The 26,378-nt window shown below is 37.1% G+C and carries 24 protein-coding genes, 1 tRNA gene and 1 pseudogene; 6 read left to right on the forward strand and 20 right to left on the reverse strand.

The window, feature by feature from the left end; all coding sequences use genetic code 11:
• The 3 genes from NSCAC_RS08175 to NSCAC_RS08185 are packed head-to-tail and all read left to right on the forward strand — an operon-like array spanning position 1 to position 4,259.
• On the forward strand, positions 1 to 1,377 hold the full coding sequence (locus tag NSCAC_RS08175) for an ABC transporter permease (RefSeq protein ID WP_197744317.1): 1,377 nt from the start codon (positions 1 to 3) through the stop codon (positions 1,375 to 1,377).
• A gap of 3 nt (positions 1,378 to 1,380) precedes the next feature.
• Entirely contained in the window at positions 1,381 to 2,550 is a 1,170-nt protein-coding gene (locus NSCAC_RS08180; RefSeq protein ID WP_197744318.1) for an ABC transporter permease, read from the forward strand.
• Between the two features lie 23 nt (positions 2,551 to 2,573).
• The gene (locus NSCAC_RS08185; RefSeq protein ID WP_197744319.1) at positions 2,574 to 4,259 is read left to right on the forward strand and encodes an ABC transporter ATP-binding protein; all 1,686 of its coding nucleotides are present in this window, start codon (positions 2,574 to 2,576) and stop codon (positions 4,257 to 4,259) included.
• A 133-nt stretch (positions 4,260 to 4,392) separates the two neighbouring features.
• Here the strand turns inward: NSCAC_RS08185 and NSCAC_RS08190 are convergent.
• From NSCAC_RS08190 to glnE, 17 genes and pseudogenes are all read right to left on the reverse strand, one after another.
• Positions 4,393 to 5,691, reverse strand: a pseudogene (locus NSCAC_RS08190) (AAA family ATPase); the annotation flags it as partial.
• A 331-nt stretch (positions 5,692 to 6,022) separates the two neighbouring features.
• Positions 6,023 to 6,098: transfer RNA gene (locus tag NSCAC_RS08195), tRNA-Lys, on the reverse strand.
• Between the two features lie 63 nt (positions 6,099 to 6,161).
• Positions 6,162 to 6,836: a 7-cyano-7-deazaguanine synthase QueC gene (gene queC, locus NSCAC_RS08200; RefSeq protein ID WP_197745360.1), complete on the reverse strand. Its 675-nt coding sequence runs from the start codon at positions 6,834 to 6,836 to the stop codon at positions 6,162 to 6,164.
• Positions 6,833 to 7,474 (reverse strand): 7-carboxy-7-deazaguanine synthase QueE, encoded by a 642-nt coding sequence (gene queE / locus NSCAC_RS08205; protein ID WP_197744320.1) that lies wholly within the window; start codon positions 7,472 to 7,474, stop codon positions 6,833 to 6,835. Before queE ends, queC begins: the two co-directional genes overlap by 4 nt.
• Before the next feature lie 17 nt (positions 7,475 to 7,491).
• On the reverse strand, positions 7,492 to 8,211 hold the full coding sequence (ybgF, locus tag NSCAC_RS08210; RefSeq protein ID WP_197744321.1) for a tol-pal system protein YbgF: 720 nt from the start codon (positions 8,209 to 8,211) through the stop codon (positions 7,492 to 7,494).
• A 65-nt stretch (positions 8,212 to 8,276) separates the two neighbouring features.
• Positions 8,277 to 8,837, reverse strand: a complete 561-nt coding sequence (gene pal, locus NSCAC_RS08215) for a peptidoglycan-associated lipoprotein Pal (RefSeq protein WP_197744322.1) — start codon at positions 8,835 to 8,837, stop codon at positions 8,277 to 8,279.
• A gap of 32 nt (positions 8,838 to 8,869) precedes the next feature.
• Positions 8,870 to 10,159, reverse strand: a complete 1,290-nt coding sequence (gene tolB / locus NSCAC_RS08220) for a Tol-Pal system beta propeller repeat protein TolB (RefSeq protein ID WP_197744323.1) — start codon at positions 10,157 to 10,159, stop codon at positions 8,870 to 8,872.
• 2 nt (positions 10,160 to 10,161) lie between these two features.
• Positions 10,162 to 11,112: a cell envelope integrity protein TolA gene (gene tolA / locus NSCAC_RS08225; protein ID WP_197744324.1), complete on the reverse strand. Its 951-nt coding sequence runs from the start codon at positions 11,110 to 11,112 to the stop codon at positions 10,162 to 10,164.
• Complete coding sequence (tolR, locus tag NSCAC_RS08230) at positions 11,109 to 11,540, reverse strand: protein TolR (protein ID WP_197744325.1); 432 nt, start codon at positions 11,538 to 11,540, stop codon at positions 11,109 to 11,111. The genes tolA and tolR overlap by 4 nt, the downstream gene beginning before the upstream one ends.
• A 24-nt stretch (positions 11,541 to 11,564) precedes the next feature.
• Positions 11,565 to 12,242 (reverse strand): protein TolQ, encoded by a 678-nt coding sequence (gene tolQ, locus NSCAC_RS08235; RefSeq protein WP_197744326.1) that lies wholly within the window; start codon positions 12,240 to 12,242, stop codon positions 11,565 to 11,567.
• A 29-nt stretch (positions 12,243 to 12,271) separates the two neighbouring features.
• On the reverse strand, positions 12,272 to 12,673 hold the full coding sequence (ybgC, locus tag NSCAC_RS08240; RefSeq protein WP_197744327.1) for a tol-pal system-associated acyl-CoA thioesterase: 402 nt from the start codon (positions 12,671 to 12,673) through the stop codon (positions 12,272 to 12,274).
• A gap of 21 nt (positions 12,674 to 12,694) precedes the next feature.
• A complete protein-coding gene (ruvB, locus tag NSCAC_RS08245; protein WP_197744328.1) occupies positions 12,695 to 13,696 on the reverse strand; it encodes a Holliday junction branch migration DNA helicase RuvB in 1,002 nt (333 codons plus the stop codon).
• On the reverse strand, positions 13,693 to 14,289 hold the full coding sequence (ruvA, locus tag NSCAC_RS08250) for a Holliday junction branch migration protein RuvA (protein ID WP_197744329.1): 597 nt from the start codon (positions 14,287 to 14,289) through the stop codon (positions 13,693 to 13,695). Before ruvA ends, ruvB begins: the two co-directional genes overlap by 4 nt.
• A complete protein-coding gene (gene ruvC, locus NSCAC_RS08255; RefSeq protein ID WP_197744330.1) occupies positions 14,286 to 14,825 on the reverse strand; it encodes a crossover junction endodeoxyribonuclease RuvC in 540 nt (179 codons plus the stop codon). Before ruvC ends, ruvA begins: the two co-directional genes overlap by 4 nt.
• Positions 14,826 to 14,865: 40 nt before the next feature.
• Positions 14,866 to 15,609: a YebC/PmpR family DNA-binding transcriptional regulator gene (locus NSCAC_RS08260; RefSeq protein ID WP_197744331.1), complete on the reverse strand. Its 744-nt coding sequence runs from the start codon at positions 15,607 to 15,609 to the stop codon at positions 14,866 to 14,868.
• Positions 15,610 to 15,632: 23 nt separating this feature from the next.
• Positions 15,633 to 16,565, reverse strand: coding sequence for a branched-chain amino acid transaminase (locus NSCAC_RS08265; protein WP_197744332.1), 933 nt, complete (start codon positions 16,563 to 16,565; stop codon positions 15,633 to 15,635).
• A gap of 50 nt (positions 16,566 to 16,615) precedes the next feature.
• Positions 16,616 to 19,510, reverse strand: a complete 2,895-nt coding sequence (glnE, locus tag NSCAC_RS08270; RefSeq protein WP_197745361.1) for a bifunctional [glutamate--ammonia ligase]-adenylyl-L-tyrosine phosphorylase/[glutamate--ammonia-ligase] adenylyltransferase — start codon at positions 19,508 to 19,510, stop codon at positions 16,616 to 16,618.
• A gap of 100 nt (positions 19,511 to 19,610) precedes the next feature.
• Here glnE and NSCAC_RS08275 point away from each other — a divergent pair, with 100 nt between their 5' ends.
• The 3 genes from NSCAC_RS08275 to NSCAC_RS08285 all read left to right on the forward strand — a co-directional run bounded on the left by NSCAC_RS08275 (position 19,611) and on the right by NSCAC_RS08285 (position 23,784).
• Positions 19,611 to 22,067 carry a heavy metal translocating P-type ATPase gene (locus tag NSCAC_RS08275; RefSeq protein WP_197744333.1) on the forward strand — a complete coding sequence of 819 codons (2,457 nt, stop codon included), beginning with the start codon at positions 19,611 to 19,613 and terminating at the stop codon, positions 22,065 to 22,067.
• 37 nt (positions 22,068 to 22,104) lie between these two features.
• Entirely contained in the window at positions 22,105 to 22,311 is a 207-nt protein-coding gene (locus tag NSCAC_RS08280) for a heavy-metal-associated domain-containing protein (protein WP_197744334.1), read from the forward strand.
• Positions 22,312 to 22,917: 606 nt separating this feature from the next.
• The gene (locus NSCAC_RS08285) at positions 22,918 to 23,784 is read left to right on the forward strand and encodes a DMT family transporter (RefSeq protein ID WP_197744335.1); all 867 of its coding nucleotides are present in this window, start codon (positions 22,918 to 22,920) and stop codon (positions 23,782 to 23,784) included.
• Positions 23,785 to 23,788: 4 nt separating this feature from the next.
• Here the strand turns inward: NSCAC_RS08285 and NSCAC_RS08290 are convergent, their stop codons facing one another.
• From NSCAC_RS08290 to NSCAC_RS08300, 3 genes are all read right to left on the reverse strand, one after another.
• On the reverse strand, positions 23,789 to 24,448 hold the full coding sequence (locus NSCAC_RS08290; protein ID WP_197744336.1) for a hypothetical protein: 660 nt from the start codon (positions 24,446 to 24,448) through the stop codon (positions 23,789 to 23,791).
• Between the two features lie 27 nt (positions 24,449 to 24,475).
• Positions 24,476 to 25,087 carry a hypothetical protein gene (locus NSCAC_RS08295; RefSeq protein WP_197744337.1) on the reverse strand — a complete coding sequence of 204 codons (612 nt, stop codon included), beginning with the start codon at positions 25,085 to 25,087 and terminating at the stop codon, positions 24,476 to 24,478.
• A 155-nt stretch (positions 25,088 to 25,242) separates the two neighbouring features.
• Positions 25,243 to 26,280 (reverse strand): type IV pilus twitching motility protein PilT, encoded by a 1,038-nt coding sequence (locus tag NSCAC_RS08300; protein WP_197744338.1) that lies wholly within the window; start codon positions 26,278 to 26,280, stop codon positions 25,243 to 25,245.
• Between the last annotated feature and the right edge of the window lie 98 nt (positions 26,281 to 26,378).

Genomic DNA, 26,378 nt, shown 5'->3' on the forward strand with positions numbered 1-26,378 from the left:
ATGCTAGCTTATATCATTCGTCGCTTGCTGCTTATGCTTCCTACCTTGCTTGGCATTACGATCGTTGTGTTTATTGTAATGGCAGCAGCACCAGGTGGTATTAGTACTCAAAGTTTAATTGGTACCCAAAATTTAGAGCCTGAGGCGAAAAAAGCATTAGAAGATTACTATAATAAACTCTATGGATTGGATTCTCCCTCTACTGTTCAATATCTTCACTGGCTAAACAATATCTCTCCCATAGGGTTTAGCTTAGATTCAGAAAATCGGTTTCGTAATTTTTCTCTTTGGAAAAGACCCAATTTAGGTACCAGCTTTCGCTACGGGAGACCTGTGTTAGATATTATAAAAGAGCGAGTCCCTATCACTTTATTACTTAATACTCTTTCTCTGCCTCTTGTATATATTTTTGCAATTACAATTGGCGTACATGCAGCAATTGAGCGAGGCAAAGCATTTGATATACTCTCAAATACTATCATGCTTGGGTTATGGTCAATACCTACTATGCTCGCTGGAGTATTATTAATTGGCTTTCTTGCAAGTAATCAATATTGGCACTGGTTCCCTACAGCAGGATTAAGCACTCGTAAAGCATTAGATATGCCTTTTTTACCCCACTGGCATTCTATACAAGATGGGTTGTTATTCTTAACGATTTTTACTGTAAGTGTCATAGTAAGTATTTGGATCGCTCTATATCATTCTAAATTACTCCGATCTGCTATTTTAATTGGATTAGGCGTGAGTATTGGTATTTGGGTGACAACTCAGCTGCCTACGTTTTCTTTTAGAGTAGGTATTTTTCTAGGGGCATTATTCGCATCTATCCTAGGTGGATTAAGTTATCTAAATCATATAATGCTACGGGTAAGCATAATGAGCATTTTTGGAGTAGTAGGAGGGATAGTTTTAGCCAATTATTGGGTAGGAGATTTTACCCGTGGATTTCTAGCTGATCGTATTTGGCATCTTATTTTACCTATTTTATGCTTAACTTATGGGAGCTTTGCTTTTCTTTCTCGTTTAACACGAACGGCAGTTTTAGAAAATCTAATGACAGATTATGCTAGAACTGCTAGAGCTAAGGGATTATCTGATGATACAGTTTTATGGCAGCATGTATTTCCCAATAGTCTTTTACCGCTCATTACGGTTTCCAGTACTCTACTACCAAGCCTGTTAGCTGGATCAGTTATTATAGAATCTATTTTTTCTATTGAAGGGATGGGAAAATTAGCAGTGGAAGCAGTACAAGCTAGAGACCGAGAGCTAGTGCTTTCTATTACCTTAATTAGCGGGTTACTCACTTTGGTGAGCTACCTAATCGCTGATATTTGCTATGCAATCGTTGATCCTCGAGTAAACTATGATTAGAAAATGGCTATATCAAACGCTAAAAATTTAATTCCATCCCAAAAACAAGCAAGTATTGCCAGTCAAGTTCTTTCCCAATGGGGTGCTCGTTTAGGATTATTGTGGATTGGGTTACTAGGTTTTTTTGCGATTTTTGCTCCATTTTTAGCAAATAGCCATCCCTTACTCCTAAGCCAGAAAGGACAAATTAGTAGTCCTATATTATATAACTTCACCTCTACTGATACCGTACTCATTACACTATTTATTGTAGGTTTTATATTAATAATTATAAAATCCTCGCTGAGAACTTGGTTGTGGATCTTAAGCATTACCTGTGTTTTATCAGGAGTACTTAGTTCATGGCTACTTCACCCGCCCACCCTAACTATTTATGAGCAGTATCGAGAACAAGAATCCATAGGAAAGTATGAGTGGGTTATTCATACGCCTATCCCCTATTCCCCTAAGGATTACCAACGAGATAAAGATGAATTGGGATTGCAACCGCCTAATCAAAATCACTGGCTAGGTACTGAAGAAAATGGTGCTGATGTATTGTCTCGTATGATTTACGCTTCTCGAGTTTCTTTAGGCATTGGTTTTGTTGCCACAAGCATTGCAATGGTGCTTGGCATAGTGATTGGTGGACTTATGGGATATTTTTCTGGAATAGTAGATATGATAGGTATGCGTTTAATAGAAATTTTTGAAGCAGTACCTACCTTGTTTCTATTACTTACCTTTGTTGCTTTTTTTGAGCGTAGCTTATACATGCTAATGGTGATTATTGGTATTACCAGTTGGCCTGGTTATGCTCGCTATGTACGGGCTGAATTTCTACGTTTACGGCAACAGGATTTTGTTCAAGCAGCGATTGCTTGTGGTCTTCCTTTACACTCTATTTTATTTCGTCACATGCTGCCAAATGGGATCGGGCCTATTTTAGTATCTGCGAGTTTTGGCATTGCCTCTGCAATTTTAGCAGAAGCAGTATTAAGTTTTTTAGGACTAGGATTAGTTGATGATCCTTCTTGGGGACAAATGCTTAATCAGGCGGTAAAGTCTTCTATGTTTAACTGGTGGATGGCAGTTTTTCCAGGGGGAGCAATTTTTCTTACAGTATTTTCCTATAATTTGATTGGCGAATCCCTTCGTGACATCTTGGATCCCTATTTAAAAAAGCCATTATAATACGTTCACTTCTATAATTTGTTGTGCTGCTTCAAGTTAATAATTTAAAAACCTATTTTTATGGAAAAAGTAGTGCTATTAAAGCAGTAGATGGAGTAAGTTTTGCTCTAAACAAAGGAGAGACCCTTTGTCTTGTAGGTGAATCAGGTAGTGGAAAATCTATCACTGCTTTATCTATTATGCAGCTTCTTCCTAAACAGATTAGTACACACCCTGAAGGATCCATTTTATTTAACTGGTACCAAAGTGATAATCACTATCGACAGGTAGATTTACTATCGTTACCTGAATCGGAAAAGCAACACATTCGTGGTGCTCAAATTTCTATGATCTTCCAAGAACCCATGACCTGCCTCAATCCAGTATTTACTATTGGTGAGCAAATTATAGAGACTTTACAATTACATTTCCCAAACTTGAATAAAACAGAAGCACAAGAAAGGGCAATTCATGTTTTAGAGCAAGTGCGTATTCCAAGTCCTAGATTACGTATGAATGAATATCCCCATAGACTCTCTGGAGGACAACGCCAGCGAGTCATGATCGCTATGGCAATTGCTTGTGAGCCTGATTTACTTATTGCAGATGAACCTACTACTGCTTTAGATGTGACGGTTCAAGCTGAGATTCTTGCATTGATGCAAGAATTACAAGCTAAAAAACAAATGGGGATTTTATTTATTACCCATGACTTTGGAGTGGTTTCTCAAATGGCTCACAAAGTAGGTGTAATGCAACAAGGGAAAATAATTGAATCTGGTACTTTAAAAGAAGTACTTGGTAATCCTAAACGTCCTTATACTCACCAGTTACTTGCAGCATTACCAGAAAACCTTAGGCCTCTACCCTCTTCTCATACACCTCAAAAAAATATAACTCCGGCTGTAATACGGCCTCTATTAGAAATAGAGAACTTACAAGTATATTTTCCAATCCGTAAAGGCATATTTAGACAAGTCGTTGGGCATATTCACGCGGTAGATAACATTAGCTTAATCATACCTACTGGTCAAATTTTGGGATTAGTTGGAGAATCGGGCTGTGGGAAAACTACCCTTGGGCGTGCAATCCTTCGTCTTATAGAACCTACTAGTGGTAAAATTTGCTATAACGGAACTGATATTACTACTTTAAATCAAAGGAAGTTACAGCCCTATCGAAAGGAATTACAAATTATTTTTCAAGATCCGCTGTCTTCTCTCAATCCCCGACTTTCCATTGCAACTACTTTAATTGAACCTATGGCAGTGCACAACATAGGTATATCTTTCCAGGAGCGCTTAGATCGAGCGGAGAATTTACTAAAGCAAGTGCGTTTAAATGGAGATTATTTATGGCGTTATCCTCATGAGCTCTCTGGAGGTCAGCGTCAACGAATTTGTATTGCTCGTGCTCTTGCTTTATCACCTAAATTTATTGTATGTGATGAAATTACTAGTGCTTTAGATGTCTCAGTACAAGCTGAAATTTTAGAATTATTGTTAGAGTTGCAAGTAAGTAAAAATTTAACCTTACTTTTTATTAGTCATAATATCAGTGTAGTGAAATATATTAGCGATGAATTTGCTGTTATGAAAGAAGGGTTTATTATCGAAAAAGGAACTACAGAACAAATTTGCAGTAGCCCTGAACACCCTTATACACAGAATTTACTCAAAGCAGTACCAAGGATAAATGGGCAGGGGAGAGGAAAAACATTATTGCATTAAGCGATAATGGAATATTGAGTAGTGGAGTTATATACTCTGCTACGAATCCATTTTGAACAAAACTAATGCGGGCTGTATCTCGCCCGTGCTCAACAAGCTCGCATCGGTGTTAATTCTGATTTGCAATTGTTCTTTAAGAATTTTGTAATGTTCTGGAAAAGTTATGTCCATCATTTCTAGCAAATATTGAACAACTTTCCGTTTTCTTATAGGAGGTTTCGCTGCTTGGAACACGGAACATCAAAAAAGTATCAAGAACTTTTCTCGCAATATTTGGTATGTGATAGACAGAAGCAATACTATCGTCCGATTCAAATGTATATAAAACCTTAAATAAATAGTGGTACTCGCTTTCGTGGTCTATCAAAGCTTTATCAAGTTTCGAAACAAATGCGGTTCTGCCATTTGCCACTTCATTTTGATTCTTAATCATATAATACCGACTATGTTTCTTATTAGGTTTATATTTTAGCCAGTTCAGAATAAGTCTCAAGAAATTGAAATTATGCGTAAAAATAAAAACCTGCTTCGCGCCTTTAACTGCATTTTGTAGAAAAGCAAAAGCTTGATGCAGTGAATTTGAATCAAGGCTTGATATAGGGTCGTCTACGACAATTATGCCATTGGTTACATCAAAATTTTGATCTTTTAAGTGCACTACAAAATACACAAATGCTATGGCTGTTTTTTCGCCTTCGCTTAGATTTTTTGCAATGATACCATTACGCTTAATAACATAGCCACCTTCGGGAGCTACCTCAAAAGTAATCTCATTTCTACCTAAGAAGGTTTGTAATTGTTTATTTAGTGTGTTGCAAGCCTTGTGTTCTGATAGAATTTTATTCTTACTTTCAGTAATCTGTTCATTGAGTACCTCTATATCATTCTGAATTCTTGAAATTTCTTTTTTGCACTCCTCAATTTCCCGTACTAAGCCTTTCACCTCATCAAAAATCTCGCTCAAGTAATGAGTTTTTAGTGATTTAGTGGCTTCATCTTTTTCGTCCTGGAAATTATCGCTTTTTCGATTGTGCTGTTCTATAATCTTATTTATAGAATCAAGAACAAATTGAAAATTGTTACTCAACGATCTTGAGAAGGGTATTTTTTCTGTCGTTTTTTGCTTTTTAGCATTCAAAATATCAACCATATCTGACAATTCGGCACAATAATTGTCTTTTTCTTGGTTATAGGTAATTGCTTGTGGTACAAAAGTTTTTTGTAAATCTGTATAAAACTGTTCTTTGATTGGAGCCTGAGGTTTTTCAACAGATTGAATGATTTGTTGAAGATTAGCAATCTTTTCGCTTATTTTCTCTTTTAACTTTTTATCAGCTTCGTTGAAATGACCAAGTAATGCTTCAATTCTGCCGTTTGGCAGATTAGAGCCGCAAAACTCACACTGCTCGCTATCTTTTGAGTGTAAAGTTAACCCGTGCTCAACTCACGCTGAAATATCCTGATTTTCTGCAAGTCTACTAATCACATTTGTTTCAACCGTTTCTTTACAAATACCAATTACTTCATCGTAGATATTAGATAAATCTAGATCTGAAGCAAAACTAATTTTTGGTATTGGGTCTTTCTATTCCTGCTTTATAATTTCTTGTTGCTTTGAAACTTCATCTTTTAAGTGAAAAATGAAGAGTCAAGATAAATCAGAACAACTGATTCAAATGTTTAATGCTTTAGGCTGCGTGGTTATTTTGTTAGGAATTTTTACTTTTCTTGCAACACTGGCGGAATGCCTGAAAAGCAAACTTTGGTGGGCCGTGAAGGATTTGAACCTTCGACACACGGATTAAAAGCCCGGTGCTCTACCAACTGAGCTAACGGCCCATAGAAATAAGAAAATATAATTTTACCCTAATTCTCAAGAATCTCAAGTTATCGAGATGAATTTTAACGATAAATTGTAGGATCTTTTATTCTAGCTTCTAGAAACCCTTTTTTACGAAGAGTACAAGCATCGCATATACCACAAGCACGCCGTTTATCATCTATCTGATAACAAGAAATGGTATGGGAATAATCAACGCCAAGTGAAATCCCTTGGTTAATAACTTCTTTCTTAGAAAGACCTATTAAAGGAGCTTGAACTCGAATTTTTTTCCCTTCCATTCCTACTTTAGTAGCAAGGTTAGCCAATTGCTCAAAAGCAGCAATAAATTCTGGTCGACAATCTGGATAACCTGAATAATCCACTGAATTGACACCAATAAAAATGTTTTGTATATCTAATACCTCAGCCCATCCTAAAGCAAAGGCAAGAAAGAGTGTGTTTCGTGCCGGCACATAGGTAACGGGGATTTGTCCTTTGGAAGCTTTAGGAATTGGAATAGTTGAATCAGTAAGAGCAGATCCTCCTATATTGCCTAAATCAATATTGATAATTTTATGATCAGCCACTTTAAAGTGCTGAGCTATTTCTTGGGCAGCTTCAAGTTCAACCTTATTTTTTTGGCCATAATTAAAACTGATGGCGTAGCAGGAATATCCCTGAGAGCGAGCAATTGCAAGTACAGTAGACGAATCTAATCCGCCCGAAAGTAGGATGACTGCTTTAGTCATATTTATCTTCCAGGAATATCTCCCCAGAGGTACTTATGTAGCTGAATTTGCATTCTTACCTGTAATTTATCCTCTAAAATCCACTCGGCTAAATGAGTAGGGTTTAGCTGATTATAGCTTGGAGAAAAAAGCACCTCACATCGTGAATCTAAGTCATAGTTACTCAGAATAGATTTAGCCCAAATATAATCCTCTCGACTGCAAAGCACGAATTTTATTTGATCGTGAGTAAGTAAATAATCAATATTTTGATATAAATTACGGGATTCTTCCCCAGATTCTGGAGTTTTAATATCCATAATCTTAATTACTCTAATATCTACCTTAGAAATATCTAAAGCACCACTAGTCTCTAAAGAAGTTTTATATCCTGCATCACAAAGCAGAGTTAGGAGTGTTAAACAGGAGGATTGTACCAGTGGCTCACCACCAGTTACTGTTATATAACGAGTATTAAATGTAGCAACTTTATGAATGATTTCTGATAAATCCCACCAATTGCCCCCTTGGAAAGCATAGCTAGTATCGCAATAGTGACATCGCAGAGGGCAGCCTGTTAACCTAATAAATACAGTAGGAATTCCTACGGTGTTAGCTTCTCCCTGTAAAGAGTAGAAAATTTCAGTAATTTTAAGTTGATTCACAAAATATTAGGAAAAAATTACTGTATCTTTTTAAGATATTCATCAGCAAGTTGGCGTGCCGTTGAGCTTGGGTATTCAGCAACTATTTTTTCAAATTTATCTTTTGCTTGATTTTTTTGGGATAATTCATAGTAGGAAATTCCCTGTTTTAAAATAGCGTTAGGTACTTTTAAGCTCTCAGGGGAATCATTGATAAATGCTTGAAATGCAGTGATTGTTTCCTGAAAGTTCTGATTCATATAATATGCTTCTCCTAGCCAATATTGAGCATCTGCAAATTTATCGCTTTCAGGATATTGTTTAGAAAATTTAGTAAATGCTATAATTGCCTCTGTATAATGACCCTCTTGTAATACTTCTAGTGCATGTTGATATGCTTGATCGCTCAAATCAGAATCGCTTGTAAAGCCACCACTCTTAAAACTATTTTCTTCATCGTTACGCTCATCTAAAGATTGGTTACCTTCTAGAGTATTTAGCGATTCTATTCTTCGATCTAAATCAACATATAGTTCTCTTTGCTTATTTTTTAAATTTTCAATTTCATATTGTAGATTTTCATTTTCTCCTTGCAGCTGACGTACCTCTGACTCCAACTGATTTAACTGCGTAAGTAATTTGGACAATCCCTGTCCTTGTATAATATTCTCCAAATGCTGTACGCGCTGTGCTAAATTTGCATTAGCTCCAGCCCCCATTGTTTCAATACCATTTACTATGATAGGTAATTGAAACAAACAAATACCTCCTATAATAAACCATATATTTTTTCTAAAATAAGATGGTTTCACTATAGTTTTTTCTATGGGTTACTAGGATAAACAATTTCAACTCGGCGATTAAGCTTCCAAGCACTAATATTATGACCCTCTACAGCTGGATGCTCTTCCCCATAACTGACCACTTTGACCTGATCTTCAGTAGCACCCATTAGGAGTATTAAGTTTTTTACCGTATTAGCTCGACGCTCTCCTAGTGCTAAATTATACTCTCGAGCACCTTGCTCATCAGTATGACCTTCTAAAGTCACAACAGTATCTGGATGCTTTGCTAAGTAATTACCATGAGCTTCAATAGCGGTTCGATCATCTTCTTCAATTTCACTGCTATCGAACTTAAAATAAAATACGCGAGTTGCCAAAATACTACTAGGATCAGTTAGTTCATCTCCTTCATACATCATACCATCAGACATACCTAGGGCTGTAGCACCAGCATCTGATAAATCTTCAGTAGAATCTGATAAACTTTCAGTGGCAATTGGAACAACTTCATCTTTTTTGATCTCGCTATCGTTTGCACATCCAGCAAGCCATAAAGCTGATACAAAAAGTACTGGAATGAATAAGTGTATTTTTTTCATTGTAGTAATTCCTAAAACAATTTTAATTAAATTTAATGAGACCATGCAGGCTCCCGAACCTCATCACCACGCTGTACCAAGCGCTGTTGAATCTTCCCATCACTAGAAACTGCAGCAAGTGCCCCACCTTGTTCACCTACAGTGGCATAAATAATCATCCTACCATTAGGAGAAAAACTAGGGGATTCATCCATTTTAGTTTGCGTTAGAGTCTGTAATTTTTTGCTTATTAGGTCTAAAACAGCAATATGAAATGTTCCTGTATTTGCTTTGTGAGTAACTGCAATATGTTGCCCATCTGGTGCAAAAGACGCAGAGGTATTATATATTCCTTCGTAAGTTAAGCGTTTTGCTTGCCCGCCTGAAATTGGGATCTCATATAGTTGTGGCTGCCCACCTCGATCAGAGGTAAATATGATCGTCTGCCCATTTGGAGACCAAGTAGGTTCAGTATCTATTGCTCCATTTTTTGTAAGCCTAGTGAATATTTTTTTAATAAAATTATAGATATAAATTTCTGGATTTCCATCTTTAGATAGCACTAAAGCTAAATTATTGCCATCTGGAGACCAAGCAGGTGCACTATTAATACCAGGAAAAGCAGCAATAGATTGACGATTACCAGTACGTAACTCTTGGATAAAAATTTCTGATTGTTTACGTTCAAAAGAAACATAAGCAATCTGAGTACCATCTGGAGACCAGTCAGGAGATAAAATAGGTTCCTTAGAGCGCAGCACTGTACGTGGATTTTGCCCATCCATGTCAGAGATTTGTAGTGTATATTCCTTTATTCCTTGATTATTTGAGACTGCAACAAAAGCAATGTGGGTAGTGAAAATTCCCTTTTCTCCAGTTAGGGTTTCATAAATTACATCTGAAATCTGATGAGCTAAATTCCTCAAATCTTCTGTCAAAATATGATAGCGTCGTCCTACTAACTGCTCCCCTTTATATACATCAAATAATTGAAAACTTACGTCGTATTGATCTGTATTTATATTAGTAACGGTTCCAATCACTAATCCTTCCGATCCTAATCTTCGCCAATCATAGAATTGAATCTCTGAAGCATCATGGGGTTGAGCAATTAATTCCCTATTTTCTAGAGGAGAGAAACGTCCACTTAAAGCTAAGTCATTTCTGATAATTTCAGACACATTCTCTGGAGGCATACTACCATTAGTTTTGAAAGGAACAATGGCAATAGGCAATGCCGCTTGAGTTCCACCAGTAATTTCAATGGTAAGTACAGCAAATACTTTTGATGAGCAAATCAAAAAAAAGATAATCCAAAAAGATTTTTTTATGCTATTAGTCATTATTAACAATTAGGGCAAAATTTAAAATTAAAACTTTTAAGCTGCTTTGCTGCTTCTTTATCTGTAGGAATTGGTAAAGGAGAAGCTCGATAAACAGCAGCTTGTGCAGATCGATCAAATACTGGATCGCCACTACTCTCAATGATTGTCACATTATTTACATCTCCACTAGGAAGAAGATCAACCCGTAATACAGTTACCATATCATTTTGCACTCCGGGCGGACGAACCCAATAGCGTTGAACACGCATTTGTAGTTGGGGAATAAATCGCTCAATAGCGTCTCTGATTCGCGATTCATTTTTTTTCTCGGCATCTATTCTGTCTTGTAGTTCCCTCTGCTTTCGTTTAGCTTCAGCTTTTTGCTTGGCTTCTTCCTGGGCTTTCTTTTTAGCCAGTTCTGCCTGTTTTTGTTCCTCTTCTGCTTTTTTACGTGCTATTTCTTCGGCTTCTTTTTGCTTCCGCTCTGCTTCTTCTTTGGTTTTACGTTCAGCTTCAGCTTTTTGCTTGGCTTCTTCTTGAGCTTTCTTTTTAGCCAGTTCTGCCTGTTTTTGTTCCTCTTCTGCTTTTTTACGTGCTATTTCTTCGGCTTCTTTTTGCTTCCGCTCTGCTTCTTCTTTAGCTTTACGTTCGGCTTCAGCTTTTTGCTTGGCTTCTTCTTGGGCTTTCTTTTTTTGCCTAAGGAGGGATAACTGCTCTGATGCTATATCTTTTTGTTGAAACTTCTGAGGGATTTCTTTTTTTTCAGGAAAAATTAAATCTTTGCTAATAACTGTAGCTTCTATGACAGGTATAGAAGCTATATTTTTAGGCTTGGAATGATGGGGCCATTTTAATTTTATTGCAAGCATTCCAATTAAAAGCCCATGTATCAGTAAAGATAGTAAAAAAAAAGACTGTTTTATATCTAGACTCTCTCTAAAGAAGCCAAGAGCCGATGAGGTTTTCATCATAAAGGAGATTCAGTGACTAGACCAACATGAGTTGCTCCTGCCTGTTGTAATAATGCCATTAATTTTACTACTTTCCCATAAGAAACTCGGCGATCTCCACCTACAAAAACTGGGGTATTTGGCTGGTGATTTAATACTATGGAGATTTTATTGAAGAGATCGTCACTGGTAATAGGCTGTTCTTTTGTATTTCCAATATCAATATAATACTGACCTTGGGCATCAATGTTGACAAGTACAGGATCAAGATTATCTGGAGTTTCTACTATTTCAGCCTTTGCTTGAGGTAATTCGACTTTTACTCCTTGTGTAAGCATAGGAGCAGTGATCATAAAAATCACCAACAGTACCAACATAACATCAATATAAGGCACAATATTGATTTCTGATATAAGCCGTCGTTTTCGCTCAAATCGTGTAGAGTACATATCTATATTATTACAAGGTAAGTATTAAGATTTATACATTTGCCGTTGAAAAATAGAAAAAAGCTCCTCTGAAAAAGTATTATAACGGCTAATTAAACGATCGATCTCATTTGTGTATCGATTATAAGCAATGGCTGCAGGAATCGCAGCAAATAATCCCATCGCAGTAGCAACTAAAGCTTCAGCAATACCTGGAGCAACCATAGCTAAAGTAGCTTGATGTACATCACCTAGCCCACGGAATGCACTCATAATTCCCCATACGGTACCAAATAATCCAATATAAGGGCTAATAGATCCTGCAGTAGCTAAAAAAGGTAGAGAATCTTCTAAAATATCTATTTCCCGAGTAAGAGAAATTCGCATCGCTCGTTGGATCCCGTCTAATGCAGCGTTTTTCTCTATATTTTCTTCTTTATAAAGACGTGTAAATTCTTTAAATCCTGAAAAAAATATCCCTTCTATCCCAATGAGTGGAGGCTCATGGGTAGACAGTTGTGTATATAAATTATTTAGAGTTTGGCCTGACCAAAAATAATCCTCAAAACTATCTGCAGTACTTTTTGCTAGCTGAAGTTCATTTCTTTTACGAAAAATAAGAGTCCAAGAAATAATTGAGATAACAAGTAAAATAAGCATGACTAGTTGAACTAATAAACTAGCCTCTAGAATTAAATCAAAGACAGAAAGATGATTGGCCATTTAATTATGATAATTATTTATCCAAAAAATTAAAATAAAGTAGAAATTACTTTTTTTGGCATAGGGCAAGGGCGAAAAGTATGAGCATTAAGACAAGCTACCTTAACTGTTGCATGACAGAGATTGTTACCCTGATCCCGTTGTATTATTGTTTGCTCAAAATACAGGCTAGCACCACCATGTCTTAAAAGACGAGTATACACTTTTAGGCAATCATTAAAGCGCCCAGGATGTAAATACTCCAACTGTATAGTACGTACCACAAATATTACGCTATATTCATGATTTAATACATCTAAATTAAACCCTCGCTCTCGGAGCCACTCAGTACGTCCCCGTTCCATAAATTTAAGATAATTTGCATGATACACTACCCCTCCACTATCCGTATCTTCATAATAAACACGAATATTTAGTATGGATTCGCTCATCAATTAAAATAGTTCTAAAAACTATCCTATTGGATTTAACCCAAAATGGAGATAAGCACTCGAAGTAGCAACACGTCCTCTAGGAGTGCGCATTAAGAACCCTTGTTGAATTAAAAATGGTTCTACCACATCCTCTAGTAATCCGCGATCCTCGCCAAGGGCAGTAGCTAAATTATCTACCCCTACCGGGCCACCATGAAATTTTTCAATCATGGTAAGTAATAATTTACGATCTATGGTATTAAGACCGTGAGTATCCACATCTAATAAATCTAAAGCCTCTTGCACTATTTGCCGGCTAATTTGACCATTATTCTTAATATCAGCATAATCTCGTACTCTTCTTAGTAACCGGTTTGCAATCCTAGGTGTTCCTCGTGCACGATTGCCTATCTCTAAAGCACCATTTTTATCTAAACTGATATTTAATATACGTGCAGCACGTTCAATAATTAACACTAAATCCTCAAGGGCATAAAACTCCAAGTGTTGAATAATACCGAATCTATCCCGAAGTGGGGAGGTCAGTAACCCTGCTCTTGTTGTTGCCCCAACTAAAGTAAAAGGAACTAAATCTAGTTTAATCGATCGAGCGGCTGGACCTTCTCCAATCATAATATCAATTTGCCCATCTTCCATAGCTGGATAAAGTACTTCTTCTACTACAGAATTTAATCGATGAATTTCATCAATAAAAAGTACATCTCTAGGCTCCAAGTTAGTTAACAGTGCAGCTAGATCTCCTGGTCGCTCTAATACGGGTCCAGAAGTTTGTCTTAAATTAACACCAAGCTCATGGGCAATAATATGGGATAGAGTAGTCTTACCTAGTCCCGGTGGTCCAAAAATAAGTACATGATCTAAAGCTTCTCCTCGTGTACGAGTTGCAGAAATAAAAATATCCATTTGTTGCCGTACTTTGGGTTGTCCAATATAATCTGCTAGCCTTGTAGGACGTATAGTATCAGTAGAACTTTCTTTATCTATCCTTTTAGGAGAAAGGATACTCTGGTCTAAAATCATGACCTTCCAATAATTTGTAATGCCTGGCGAATAATTTCTGGTGTAGTTAATTCTGCAGTATCAATTTGGCGAATAATTTCGAAGGATTCTTTTGGCTTATACCCTAAATTTATCAATGCTTGTACTGCATCAGTGATAACTGAGTTTACATTACCTTGTGTGCTGTAAATTAAATTACTTCCTTCAACTGAACTACTCAACTTATCACTCATTTCTAAAATAAGTCGCTCAGCTGTTTTTTTACCGATACCAGGTAATTTAATAAGACGGGTAATATCTTTTTCATGAATACATTGAATGAAGGTAGCTGCATCTATGCCAGATAAAATAGCAAGAGCGAGTTTAGCACCGACGCTATTCACTTTAATTAAATGACGAAATAGAGAGAGTTCTTTTTGATTAATAAATCCATAAAGTAAGTAAGCATTTTCTCTAACCACAAGATGAGTATGAAGTGTGACCTCTGATCCAGTATCCGGAAGGGAAGCAAATATGGAGACAGGTACCTCTACTTCATAACCTACTCCATGAACATCTAATAATAAAAAAGGAATTTTCCTTTCCAATAAAATACCATGTAAACGGCTGATCATCGATAATAACGCCCTCTACCTCGTTCTCGTTTTATTATTTTCTGGCTATAAGCAATTTCAGAAAATGTAAATGCTGTATGACTATGGCAAAAGGCACAAGCGAGCGCATCTGCTTCATCTGCTGTAGGTGTTAGGGTAAGTTTAAGCAGTAGCCGAATCATATACTGTACTTGAGATTTAGTAGCATGACCATGACCCACGACAGCTTGTTTAATTTGGGTAGGTGAATATTCAAAAATAGGCAATAGCTTATTTGTTGCCGCACAGATAGCTGCACCTCGAGCTTGCCCTAACTTTATAGCAGAATCAGGATTGCGATGCATAAAAACTTGCTCTATAGCTACCTCATGTGGGCAATACTCCTCAATAATAAGACTTATTTCACGGAAAATAATGCCTAATCGATCAGTGAAGGAACTATTTGTGCTGGTCTTAATATTTCCTACTTTAATATAATGTACTTCATTACCTTCAGCTTCTATAAGTCCATAGCCCGTAATGCGAGATCCTGGATCAATACCAAGAATTCTAGTCATGAACCCTAAGCAAAGTTTTATCTCAAAGCTAAACTAAGTACTAAGTAGAGGTTAGTACTTCTTGCGGGAAATTTGCATTACTGTGTACTTGTTGTACATCATCTAAATCCTCTAATGCTTCAATCAATGCCATCATTTTTTCTGCATCTTCTACTCCTAAATCAACAGTTGTAGAAGCATGATGAATAATTTCTGCTTGATCTGGCTTTAATCCTGTTGCTTCAAACTTATTTTTTATAGCTTCCCACCCCTCTGGTTGAGTAAAAACATCGATAGAACCATCCTCATTTATAACCACATCTTCAGCACCTACTTCAATGGCTATATCCATAATTTTATTTTCATTACAGTCAGCTGAATAGCTCACTATTCCTTTCTTTTCAAATAAATAAGCAACTGAACCTTCTGTGCCTAAGTTCCCACCTCTCTTACTAAACACATGGCGTACTTCACCAACAGTACGATTTCTATTGTCCGTCATACAATCTACCATAATGGCTACGCCACAAGGACCATAGCCTTCATAGCGTATCTCTTCGTAAGATACGCCTTCTATATCCCCTGCACCCCGTTGAATAGCTCGCTCTACCTTATCTTTTGGCATATTAGCTGCAAAAGCTTTATCTATGGCAGCACGTAATCTAGGGCTGCTTGTCGGATCTCCCCCTTCCATTCGAGCAGCTACGGTAATTTCCCTAATTAATTTAGTAAAAATTTTTCCTCGTTTAGCATCTTGAGCTCCTTTACGGTGTTGAATATTTGCCCACTTACTATGTCCAGCCATATTTAAGATCTTATTTGTATCTGTTAATTGTTAATTATAGGTGTAAGCCATTCTGAATGAAAATCTCTTCGACCATAAACTTGATCAAAATATAGAGTCTGTAATCGTTGCGTGATAAGTCCTCTGGAGCCTAATCCAATGGATCTACCATCTAACTCCCTAATAGGAGTAATTTCTGCTGCAGTTCCAGTAAAAAATGCTTCATCAGCTACATAAATTTCATCCCGAGTAATCCGTTTTTCTCGAATAGAAATACCCAATTCTTGAGCAAGATGAAAAACAGTATCTCGAGTAATACCATCTAATGCAGAAGTTAGATCAGGGGTATAAATGATATTGTCACGGATGATAAATATATTCTCACCACTACCTTCAGCCACATATCCATCAGTATCCAGCAGTAGCGCTTCGTCACAACCTACAGAGAGTGCTTCCTGTAAGGCAAGCATAGAGTTTAAATAATTTCCATTTGCTTTAGCTTTGCACATCATGCTATTTACATAGTGACGAGCATAGGAAGAAGTTTTTACTTTAATCCCTTTTTCCATATTCTCAGCTCCCAAGTAGGAACCCCAAGACCATGCAGCAACCATTACATGAACTTTTAAGTTATCAGCTCGTAATCCCATTCCTTCAGAACCATAAAAGCACATAGGGCGGATATAAGCTGTATCTAGATTATTCTTCTCTACTACTAAGCATTGAGCTTGATTAAGGGTTTCTTTATCGTAGGGAATAGGTATATTTAAAATATGTGCAGAACGAAATAAACGATCTGTATGGTCTTGTAAACGAAAGATTGCGGTTCCTGACTGAGTTTGATAGGCTCGTACCCCTTCAAAAACCCCCATACCATAGTGCAAAGTATGAGTAAGTACATGAACCTTAGCCTCTCGCCAAGGCACTAAATTACCATCTAGCCAGATGACACCATCTCTGTCATCCATAGTATTCATTAACTTATTCTCCCTTTAATTATTTACCGTTTATTCTACCCTAGAAATACCTAAGCTGTGAGTAGCTTAGCCCACAGTGCTTGAATCTCATTACGCTCTCTATCAAAGTACTTACTTTCAATTAAATCATCTTGTTCTTGAAGGCTAAGGCGATTTGCTGCTGCACGGTAAGTGCGATAAGAATTTGTAAGTTTTTGACTATCTTCTAAAGAAATTAATCCTATTTGAGCAAGTTCTTCGATGATACGGATATTATCTGGATATTTAAGTAAGCTTGGATGCTTATGAGACCAAGCAAGTACCCCATATTGAGCAATAAACTCTATATCGGCAATTCCTCCTCTACCTTGCTTTAGATCAAATAAATCAGATTGACTCCGATCTAACTCACTCTGCATTTTGCTACGCATACTACATATTTCAGTTTGTAATTCTTCTAGATTCCGTTGGCGTGAAAGAATTTTATTCCGTAGCAGTGCAAAACTAGTAGCAAGTTGTTTATCTCCAGCAATAAATCGAGCCCGAACTAAAGCTTGATGTTCCCAAATCCATGCCTGATTGTATTGATAGTCTTTATAAAATTCAAAACTATTTACTAAGAGTCCAGAAGTACCCCCAGGTCGAAGACGCATATCAATATCATATAACTTCCCTAAAGGTGTTAAGGTTTGTAATATCTGGATAAGGTGTTGTCCTAAACGACTATAAAAAATAGTAGGATGTATTGTTTTCTGCTCTCTATTTGCTAATTCATCAGTAAATGTATTATAGAGAAAAACTAAATCTAGATCAGAGCTATATCCAAGCTCATAGCCTCCTAATTTTCCATAACCAATTACAATAAAACTGCAGTTCTCCACTGGGCTATTTATATCAATATTACAAGGATACCCATATTGATTTACTAAGTATTGCCAGCTTAATTCTAAGGATTTTTTTACAATAACTTCAGCCAGATAAGTCAAATAATCTCCAATGCGCATAAGTGGTAAAGCCCCTGTAATATCAGCAACTGCTGCTCTTAAGGCTTCCCGATGGCGAAAATGACGTAGCACATCCATTTTTTGATCTAAATCTTCTGAGGTAGAAGTCGATAACAGTTGTTCTAAATTTTTAGCTAATTGATGAAAACTAGGTACTTGATAAAGTGTATTTGGGTTTGCTAGCTCAGCTAATAGTACAGGGTAGTGAGTAAGTTGACGGGCAATAAATGGACTAGCTGTGCACAAATTGGCTAGTTGGGATAGAATTTCTGGGTGTTTCAATAATAAATCAAAATAAATAGGTTGCTTTGCAATAGCCTCCAGTAAAGTCACAATTCGTTGTAACCCCTGTTCTGGCTTTTCAATATGATTAATTATCTCCAACAGCCGAAGAATCAACTGCTTTAACTGTGCTTGACTTCTCTTACTAAGCGCACGAATTGACCAAGATTGTTCTAGTTGTTTTAATGTTTCTGCTATTTTTGTAGGGCATAGATAATCTATTGGATTTAAGGCAATATTTGTAGAGCCATCGATATGGTATGTAGATTGATCTTGCTCTAATTGTTCCTTTGGATGGGTTTTATAGTATATATAGCTAGATGCGGTAAATAATTCCTCGAAATATCTTTGAATCTTATTCCGATGGTGATTAAGTTCAATTGAAAAGTGTTCCCAATCTTCATACCCCATCGCAAAACTTAAACGTATTTGATTCTCTAAATTAGTAGGAAGCGTATGGGTTTGCTCATCTCGATAGGCTTGGATACGATTTTCAACTTGGCGTAAAAATACATAGGCACTCCGTAATTCATCACCTATATAACTAGGAAGGTAGTCTTTTTTAATTAAGTAGTTCAGGATAAAAAAAATATTTTGCTCCTGTAAATTAGGATCTTCCCCCCCGTAAATTAGCTGGAAAGACTGAACAATAAATTCAATCTCACGAATTCCTCCTACCCCCAGCTTAATATTAGCTTCATCTTTTTTTTGTTGTAATTCTCTGTTGATTAGAGATTTCATCTCTTTTAAAGAGAGAATTACATTCGGTTCTGAGTGCGGGTAATAAGTAAAGTTATGTAAAATATTTGTTAGATAGTTTTTTGTATACTGATCACCTACCACTGCTCTCATCTTCACCATAGCATAGCGTTCCCAATCCCTGCCTTGGTATTGATAGTAATTTTTTATCGCATCAAAACTAGATACTAAAGGGCCCGAGTCTCCATCAGGTCGTAGGCGGGTATCTACGCGAAATACAAACCCTTCAGGCGTTAAGGAAGAAAGAACACGAATTAGAGATCGAGCTAATCGAGTGAAATACTCCTCATTACTTATGCTCTTTTTTCCACCTTGTGTTTCTCCTGATTCAGGATAAACAAAAATAAGATCGATGTCTGAGGATAGGTTTAACTCTTCTCCTCCTAGTTTACCCATAGCAAGTACTATTATTTTTTGAGGGTTGTTAGAGGAGCTACCATAGGGGATACCCATTTGTTGAGTTTGCCAAGATTGTAAATAATCTAAAGCACTATTTAAACAAGTCTCTGCAAGCTTTGAAAGATCAATGAATGTCTCTTCAATTTCTGCCCAATGGGTAAGATCGCGCCAAATAATCCGTACCATTTCTCGGCGACGAAAGTACCGTAATATAGCTATTAATTCTGATTCATAGCTAATATTCGATAATAGTTGTTCTAGCGTATTGGAATACGTATTTGATTCATAAGATCGGAATAAATCTCCACTATCTTGTAAATCAAATAGTAGGTTAGGTTGGTGAGTACAGCTTCTTGCTACATAATCACTTATTGCCCATACAAAACAAAGAGTTTTCTCAATATGTTGATCAAAATCTAAGCCTGTATTGCTGCCTAGTGCTTGTTGGAAACAAGCGAGATGATTTTGAACTCGATTCTGAAGAAGAGAAGGTAATTTATGAATGTATTTTTGCCAAGCTATCATATTTTGCTATAGAAAATTTAAGCTTCCTTTAGAAATTAAGGTGGTAGGATGATAAGTATTAAGAGGAATTTCTATATCTATTAAGGAGCATTCATATATGGTTAAGGTAGTAACTAATACAATTAATGAGTCCTTGCTCAAGGATGATAAAGCAGGTATAGATAAAGAAAATAATATCTTTACTTTACCTATCCAAGGAATGACCTGTGCAAGCTGTGCAACTCGCTTAGAGCGAGTACTTAATAAGGCTCCCAGCATAGTAAATGCACAAGTCAATTTAGCCTTAGAACAGGCACGACTTATTCTTGATCCTAAATCTATCTCTAAAGACGAAATTTATCATATTATTACCCAAGCAGGTTTTTCTGTACCAACAGAGAATTTAGAATTTCAAGTGAGTGGTATGACTTGTACTGCCTGTACCGTACGTCTAGAAAAAGTATTAAAGCAACTGCTTGAAGTTCATGAAGTTACGGTAAATCTTGCAACTGAACGAGTGGTAGTTAAAATCTCAGAGGGAACTTTAAGTAATACCCAAATTATCTCTGCTATTGAAAAAGCAGGATTTACTGCTGAACCACTATCCAGCTTTGCAGAAAGAGAAGTACAAGAAAAAGAAAGAATAAAAATTCATGAACGGCAGGAATTAAGGCGACTATGGATTTCTGCTTTACTGACCTTACCTTTATCTCTACCTATGCTATTTATGCCTTTTGGCATCCATGCAGATTTACCTGCTTTTGCTCAATTTTTGCTTGCCACCCCTATTCAATTTTGGATAGGTAGTCGATTTTATATAGGTGCTTATCAATCCCTTCGAGGTGGAATGGGAAATATGGATGTGTTAGTAGTGCTGGGTACTAGCGCTGCTTGGGGATTGAGTGTCTGGAATATGCTATCTTCTACCGGTGAAGGGCATTTATACTTTGAAGCCTCTGCTATGCTCATTACCCTAATTTTATTAGGAAAGTGGCTAGAAGGCAAAGCAAAACGAAGTGCTGCCTCTGCCATACGCTCTTTAATGGCACTTCGCCCTGATCAAGCACGAGTAGAGCAAGATGGAAATTTCATTGAAATGCCGGTGGATCAAGTAATGACTGATATGGTCGTATTGATTCGACCCGGGGAGCGAGTACCAGTTGATGGTATTATTTTAGAAGGAAGTAGCCAACTTGACGAATCTTTGATTACAGGAGAGAGTTTACCTATACTCCGGGAACAGGGAGAAATCGTGACTGGAGGATCTATTAATGGAGAAGGATTACTAAAAATTCGTGCCACTACTGTAGGATCTGAATCCACCTTAGCTCGAATTATTCACTTAGTAGAAGATGCCCAGGCAAGTAAAGCTCCAGTACAGAAGCTAGTAGATAAAGTGACTCATGTTTTTATACCTGCAGTGGTGACTGTTGCATTCATAACTTTCCTAAGCTGGTGGTTTATAGATGGATCGGTGGAAATAGCATTTAGATCTGCTATTTCTGTGCTTGTCATTGCCTGCCCGTGCGCTTTAGGGTTAGCAACCCCTACTGCCCTAATGGTAGGTACAGGGGTAGCTGCTCGTCATGGCATTTTAATTCGAGATGCAATAGCGTTAGAAAGTGCCCAAAATAGCAATACAGTAGTATTTGATAAAACAGGAACTTTAACTGAAGGTCAGCCGAGTGTTACTGAAGTTTATCCTTTATCGGATACTAAAGAGGAATTGCTACAGCTAGTAGCATCAGCTCAGCAAGGAAGCGAGCATCCTCTCGCAAAAGCTATATTAAAAAAAGCAGAGGAGCAAACCCTTGTCTTATCTCAGCCGAAAAATTTCCGTAATTTACCTGGGCGAGGTTTTCAAGCAACTATTCAAGAGAGAGCAATTTTAGTTGGTAATCGCCGTTTAATGAAAGAGCATAATATCGATCTATCCCCCTTATCCTCCCAAGGAGAAACTTTAGAGCATCAAGGTCATACCTTAATGTGGGTTGCTTTACCGCAATATTCTTCCCAATTATTGGGAGTAATTGCAGTCTCTGATCCCATAAAAGAGATTGCTCGACAAGCAGTCAGTTCCTTACAGGAGCAAGGAATTACTACCGTAATCCTCACAGGGGATAATCGTGGGGTAGCACAAGTGGTGGCAGATAAGCTAGGAATTGATCAAGTCATTGCTGAAGTGCTCCCTGAAGATAAAGCCAATCAAATTCAATCTCTTAAAAACCAAGGTCATCATGTAGTGATGGTAGGTGATGGAGTAAATGATGCTCCTGCTTTAGCCGCTGCAGATGTGGGTATGGCTATGGGCACAGGTAGTGATGTGGCGATGGAAACAGCTGGGATTACTTTAATGCGAGGAGATCCTAGCTTAGTAGCATCCGCTTTATCCGTTTCTCGGGCTACTTATCAGAAAATTCGCCAAAACTTATTCTGGGCTTTTGCTTATAATGTAATTGCGATTCCCTTAGCTGCTTTTGGGATGCTTAGCCCTGTGGTTGCAGGTGCTGCTATGGCCATGTCCTCAGTGAGTGTTGTATCAAACTCATTACTTTTACGCCGCTGGCATCCATAATGGGATGAACTATTTTAAATAATCCAGGAGAATTTCAGTGGAAAAAATTTATAAAGTAGGTGGTATGACTTGCCAAGGTTGTGCTAGATCAGTTGAAAATGCCATTATTAACGCCCTACCAGAGGCTACTGTAACTGTTGATTTAGAAAAAAAGCAAGTAACAGTTACCGATATTAATAACGACACTTTAGTTGCTAAAGCTATAGAAGAATCAGGTTTTGATTACGAGGGTGTAGTGAGCTAGTTCTAAACTAAATAAAGTGAGTAATTCAAATGTGTTGAATAAACTACTAATTTAGGCAGTGGCACTGGCCGCTAGCTATTATTCAAGAAATTGTAAAAATAGCCTAAGATCATTAATTTATTCTTCATTTAGATAGAGTAATAATTTTTAATGCAACGGTTGCGGTATTGACATTAAGGAATATACTCAACTCTTTGACAGTGCTTAGTTTTATTTAAGTAAAGAATTAGGCTGCCCAGCTGGTGGCATACTTGTTGCGGAAAGTCGAGATTTTATTGAAGCACAGCCTGGTGGTGGAAACAACGCTTAGAAGGTAGCATGCGACAAGTAGGTATCTTAGCTCAGCTGGAATTCATGCTTTAGAGAATCACATTGATCAACTTGTCGAAGATCATAATTTGGCTTAAATAGAAACGAATATTGTTTTTTTTAATGAGGTAGGTACAGGGTTATCTGCCTTTGAAGTGAGCGAGCAGCTAAAATCCTATGGAGTTTTAATTGGAGCTACGAACAAATTTCAACTTCAAGCAGCGATCATTTAGGTATTTCTAGGAAGGGTATAGAGACTGCAGTAGCTGTACTTGAGAAAGTAGTTGTTAAATAACTATGAGCAATGAACAAAAAGGGTTAATTCTTGGTTTTTTAGGCGTAGTTGCTTTTGGATTTACTCTACCTGTTACCCGTTTTACAGTAGTTTATTTTGACCCTATGTTTATCGGGCTAGGACGTGCAGTCGTAGCCTCTTTAGTTGCAGGGTTATTACTATTTGTGAGCAAAACCCCAATTCCTAGTAAAAAACAAATAGGACAACTGTTTTTAGTAGCTTTAGGAGTAGTCATTGGATTTCCTTTGCTCTCTGCTTGGGCAATGCAATCAGTACCTGCTGCCCACGGGGGAGTGGTTTTAGGTATTCTACCTCTAGCTACTGCTATTATTGGTGCTTGGCTTTCTCACGAAAAGCCTTCCCTTGCTTTTTGGCTTTCAGGTATATGTGGGGCATGCTTAGTAGGTATTTTCTCTGTATTAAAAGGGTTCAGGGAATTTATGTGGGGAGATGTGGCTTTGTTTGCAGCTGCTTTACTGGCAGGAGCTGGCTACGCTATAGGTGGCATACTCTCTAAAGAGATAGGTGGTTGGAAAGTAATTTGTTGGGCATTGGTACTTTCTTTCCCTTGTATATTGCTCCCAGCTATCTACTACATACCTGATCACCTTAATCAATTTTCATTTACTGTTTGGGGTAGTTTTTTCTATTTAGCATTAGTTAGCCAACTATTTGCTTTTTTTCTTTGGAATAAAGGGTTAGTATTAGGCGGTGTTGTGCGTACTAGCCAGCTTTTATTATTGCAACCATTTATTACAATCATTGCTTCTTATTTTTTGATAGGAGAGCAGATTGAGACAATAACCATTGTTTTTGCCCTACTTGTAGTTTCTGTAGTTGCGTTTAACCGAATAGCTCCTATTCATTAATTAGTTATCTACCTCTTTGCTGTGTTGCAAGCACTAAATTTTTCGCCCTAGCAATAGCTCGCTCTTTAGCTGAGAAAGCATCTCCAATGGATAAAAGTACTTTTCCAGCTTGATACTTCTCTTCATCAGTATGAGCTTTATAGGATGGGCTTAATACTTGCTCAGTAACTACGCTTTTTGATCGCTCTCTTCCTGTAGGTACTTCCATAATAGAAGGACCTTCAATAAGTGCAGGATACGAGTAAACTACGCCTTCAGCCAATCCTTTAAAAGCACCCATACCAAGTCCTAGTGCTCCGCCCACCAAATGACCAAGTCCTGGGATGACGCTTCCTGCGGCTATTGCCCAGCTTTTTGCTCCAAATCCACTTTCTTCAAAGATATTAAATGGGGCACGTATGCCCAAATTACCTATTGCCTCGCCTGTTTCGCAAAATATTCTTATAGCCGATATTTTCTTAGCACAATGGAGATAATTTCTAGAATCTGCATTCCAAAGAAACATACCTTGATCATTAGCCATGTCAAACGAATCAGAGATAATATCTATCCCTGATGGGGAAATGGCAGATTGAATATCTTCTGGTAATTTTAAATAGTCTTCATCAGCAAATACTGAAATAGCAGCAAATGCTATTAAAAAAAATAGTAATGATCTCATCATAATAAATTATCTAAATTAACTTCTGATCTACACTTTTACCCCATTATTTTTAGATTTAGAACGATAGAACAAATAACCAACTAAACCGATTACTAATAATATAATGACTATTATTCCAATTTGCTTTCCTTGGGAAATGGATTTATTCATCCCTACACGCATAGGAATAGAAATATCTTCTCCATCAATGGTTAAAATAGCAGCATATATCCCTTTTTCATCAAATACAGTTTGTGATTCTATGAGGCCTGTAGCATAGGTTTTTTCTGGTACTGTAATTAGGGTTCTTTTCTCTGAGAGTTTACCCTCTTTTTTTTCCTGATCTATTTCTACAATTCGGAGCATGATCGGCTTTTTTCTTGCGTACTCATCTAAAAGATCAATAGAAATATAAGTAGTGCCAATTTCAGGAAGATCTTGGCAATAGCGTTGAAATGCTGATGATTTTGATTTCCCCTCTTCTGCTGCAGCCGGCTGATATGCGGTAAAGTGAATCACATAGTTTTTATCTTTTGTTAAGCAAGATAAATTTTCATAATCAGCCCCTTGAGACTGATTATTACCTTCTGCCCAAGTTTGAGTGGAATATACACTTGCTACTAATATAAAAAAAACTATAAGTTGTAGAAATTTTTTCATTACTTGATCTCTATGCTTTAGTGTGTTTTTCATCGTAATAAATAAAGCAAATATAATTCTATTAATCAATAAGCTTAATCGCTTAAGATTTTTAAAAAATATACAACCATAATAAGCTAGATTGATTTTAAGTGCTATCTCTCTATAGGGGTGAGTTATCGAAAAAGATCCTTGCTTAATGCTTTTTTAGTAGCTTCTTGTTTGGTAATTAAATCTTTACGTATAAGATCTGTAAGACATTGATCCAAAGTTTGCATGCCTACCCCTTGGCTAGTTTGTATTGTAGAGTATATCTGAGAGATTTTATCCTCTCGAATAAGATTACGAATAGCTGAGGTACCTATCATAATTTCATGGGCTGCCACTCTTCCTCCGCCATTTTTCTTAAGAAGGGTTTGGGCGATGACAGCTTGCAATGATTCAGAGAGCATGGAACGCACCATACCTTTTTCTGCTGCTGGAAAAACATCAATAATACGATCTATCGTTTTAGCTGCAGAGCTAGTATGAAGAGTACCAAATACTAAATGTCCTGTCTCTGCTGCTGTAAGGGCTAAACGAATAGTCTCTAAGTCTCGCATTTCTCCAACAAGAATAACATCAGGATCTTCACGTAATGCAGATCTTAATGCCTCATTAAAACCACGGGTATCTCGATGAATTTCTCGCTGATTAATAAGACATTTTTTGCTCTCATGAACAAATTCAATGGGATCTTCAATAGTAAGAATATGAGCATGCTCATTTTCGTTTTTGTAATTAATCATAGCAGCTAAAGTAGTAGATTTTCCTGACCCAGTAGGTCCTGTTACTAATACTACCCCTCTTGGATGATTTGAAATTTCCTTAAATTTTTCAGGAGCATTAATTTCCTCTAAACTGGGTATTTTAGAAGGAATAGTTCGAAGTACTGCAGCAGCTCCCCGATTTTGAGTAAAAGCATTAACACGGAAACGAGCAAGGCTAGGTAAATTAATAGAGAAGTCTGTTTCCAGATTTTCTTCATACTCCTTACGTTGCCTATCATTCATGATATTGTAGAGCATGGAATGAACCTCTTTATGCTCTAAGACGGGTAAATTAAGTCGGTGAATATCCCCATCCATTCGCACCATAGGGGGAAGCCCCGATGAAATATGCAAATCAGAGGCTCCATTTTTAACAGTAAAAGCGAGTAGTGTATTAATATCCATAGAATAAGAGGCAAAAATTTGAATTTTTTATATCATATAGGGTAATTTACCCTCAATTTTCAAATAAAGTTTACAATAGCTAAGGAATAACTAAGAAA

This window comes from Candidatus Nitrosacidococcus tergens, assembly GCF_902810445.1.
In the GTDB taxonomy this organism is placed as follows: Bacteria; Pseudomonadota; Gammaproteobacteria; order Nitrosococcales; family Nitrosococcaceae; genus Nitrosacidococcus; species Nitrosacidococcus tergens.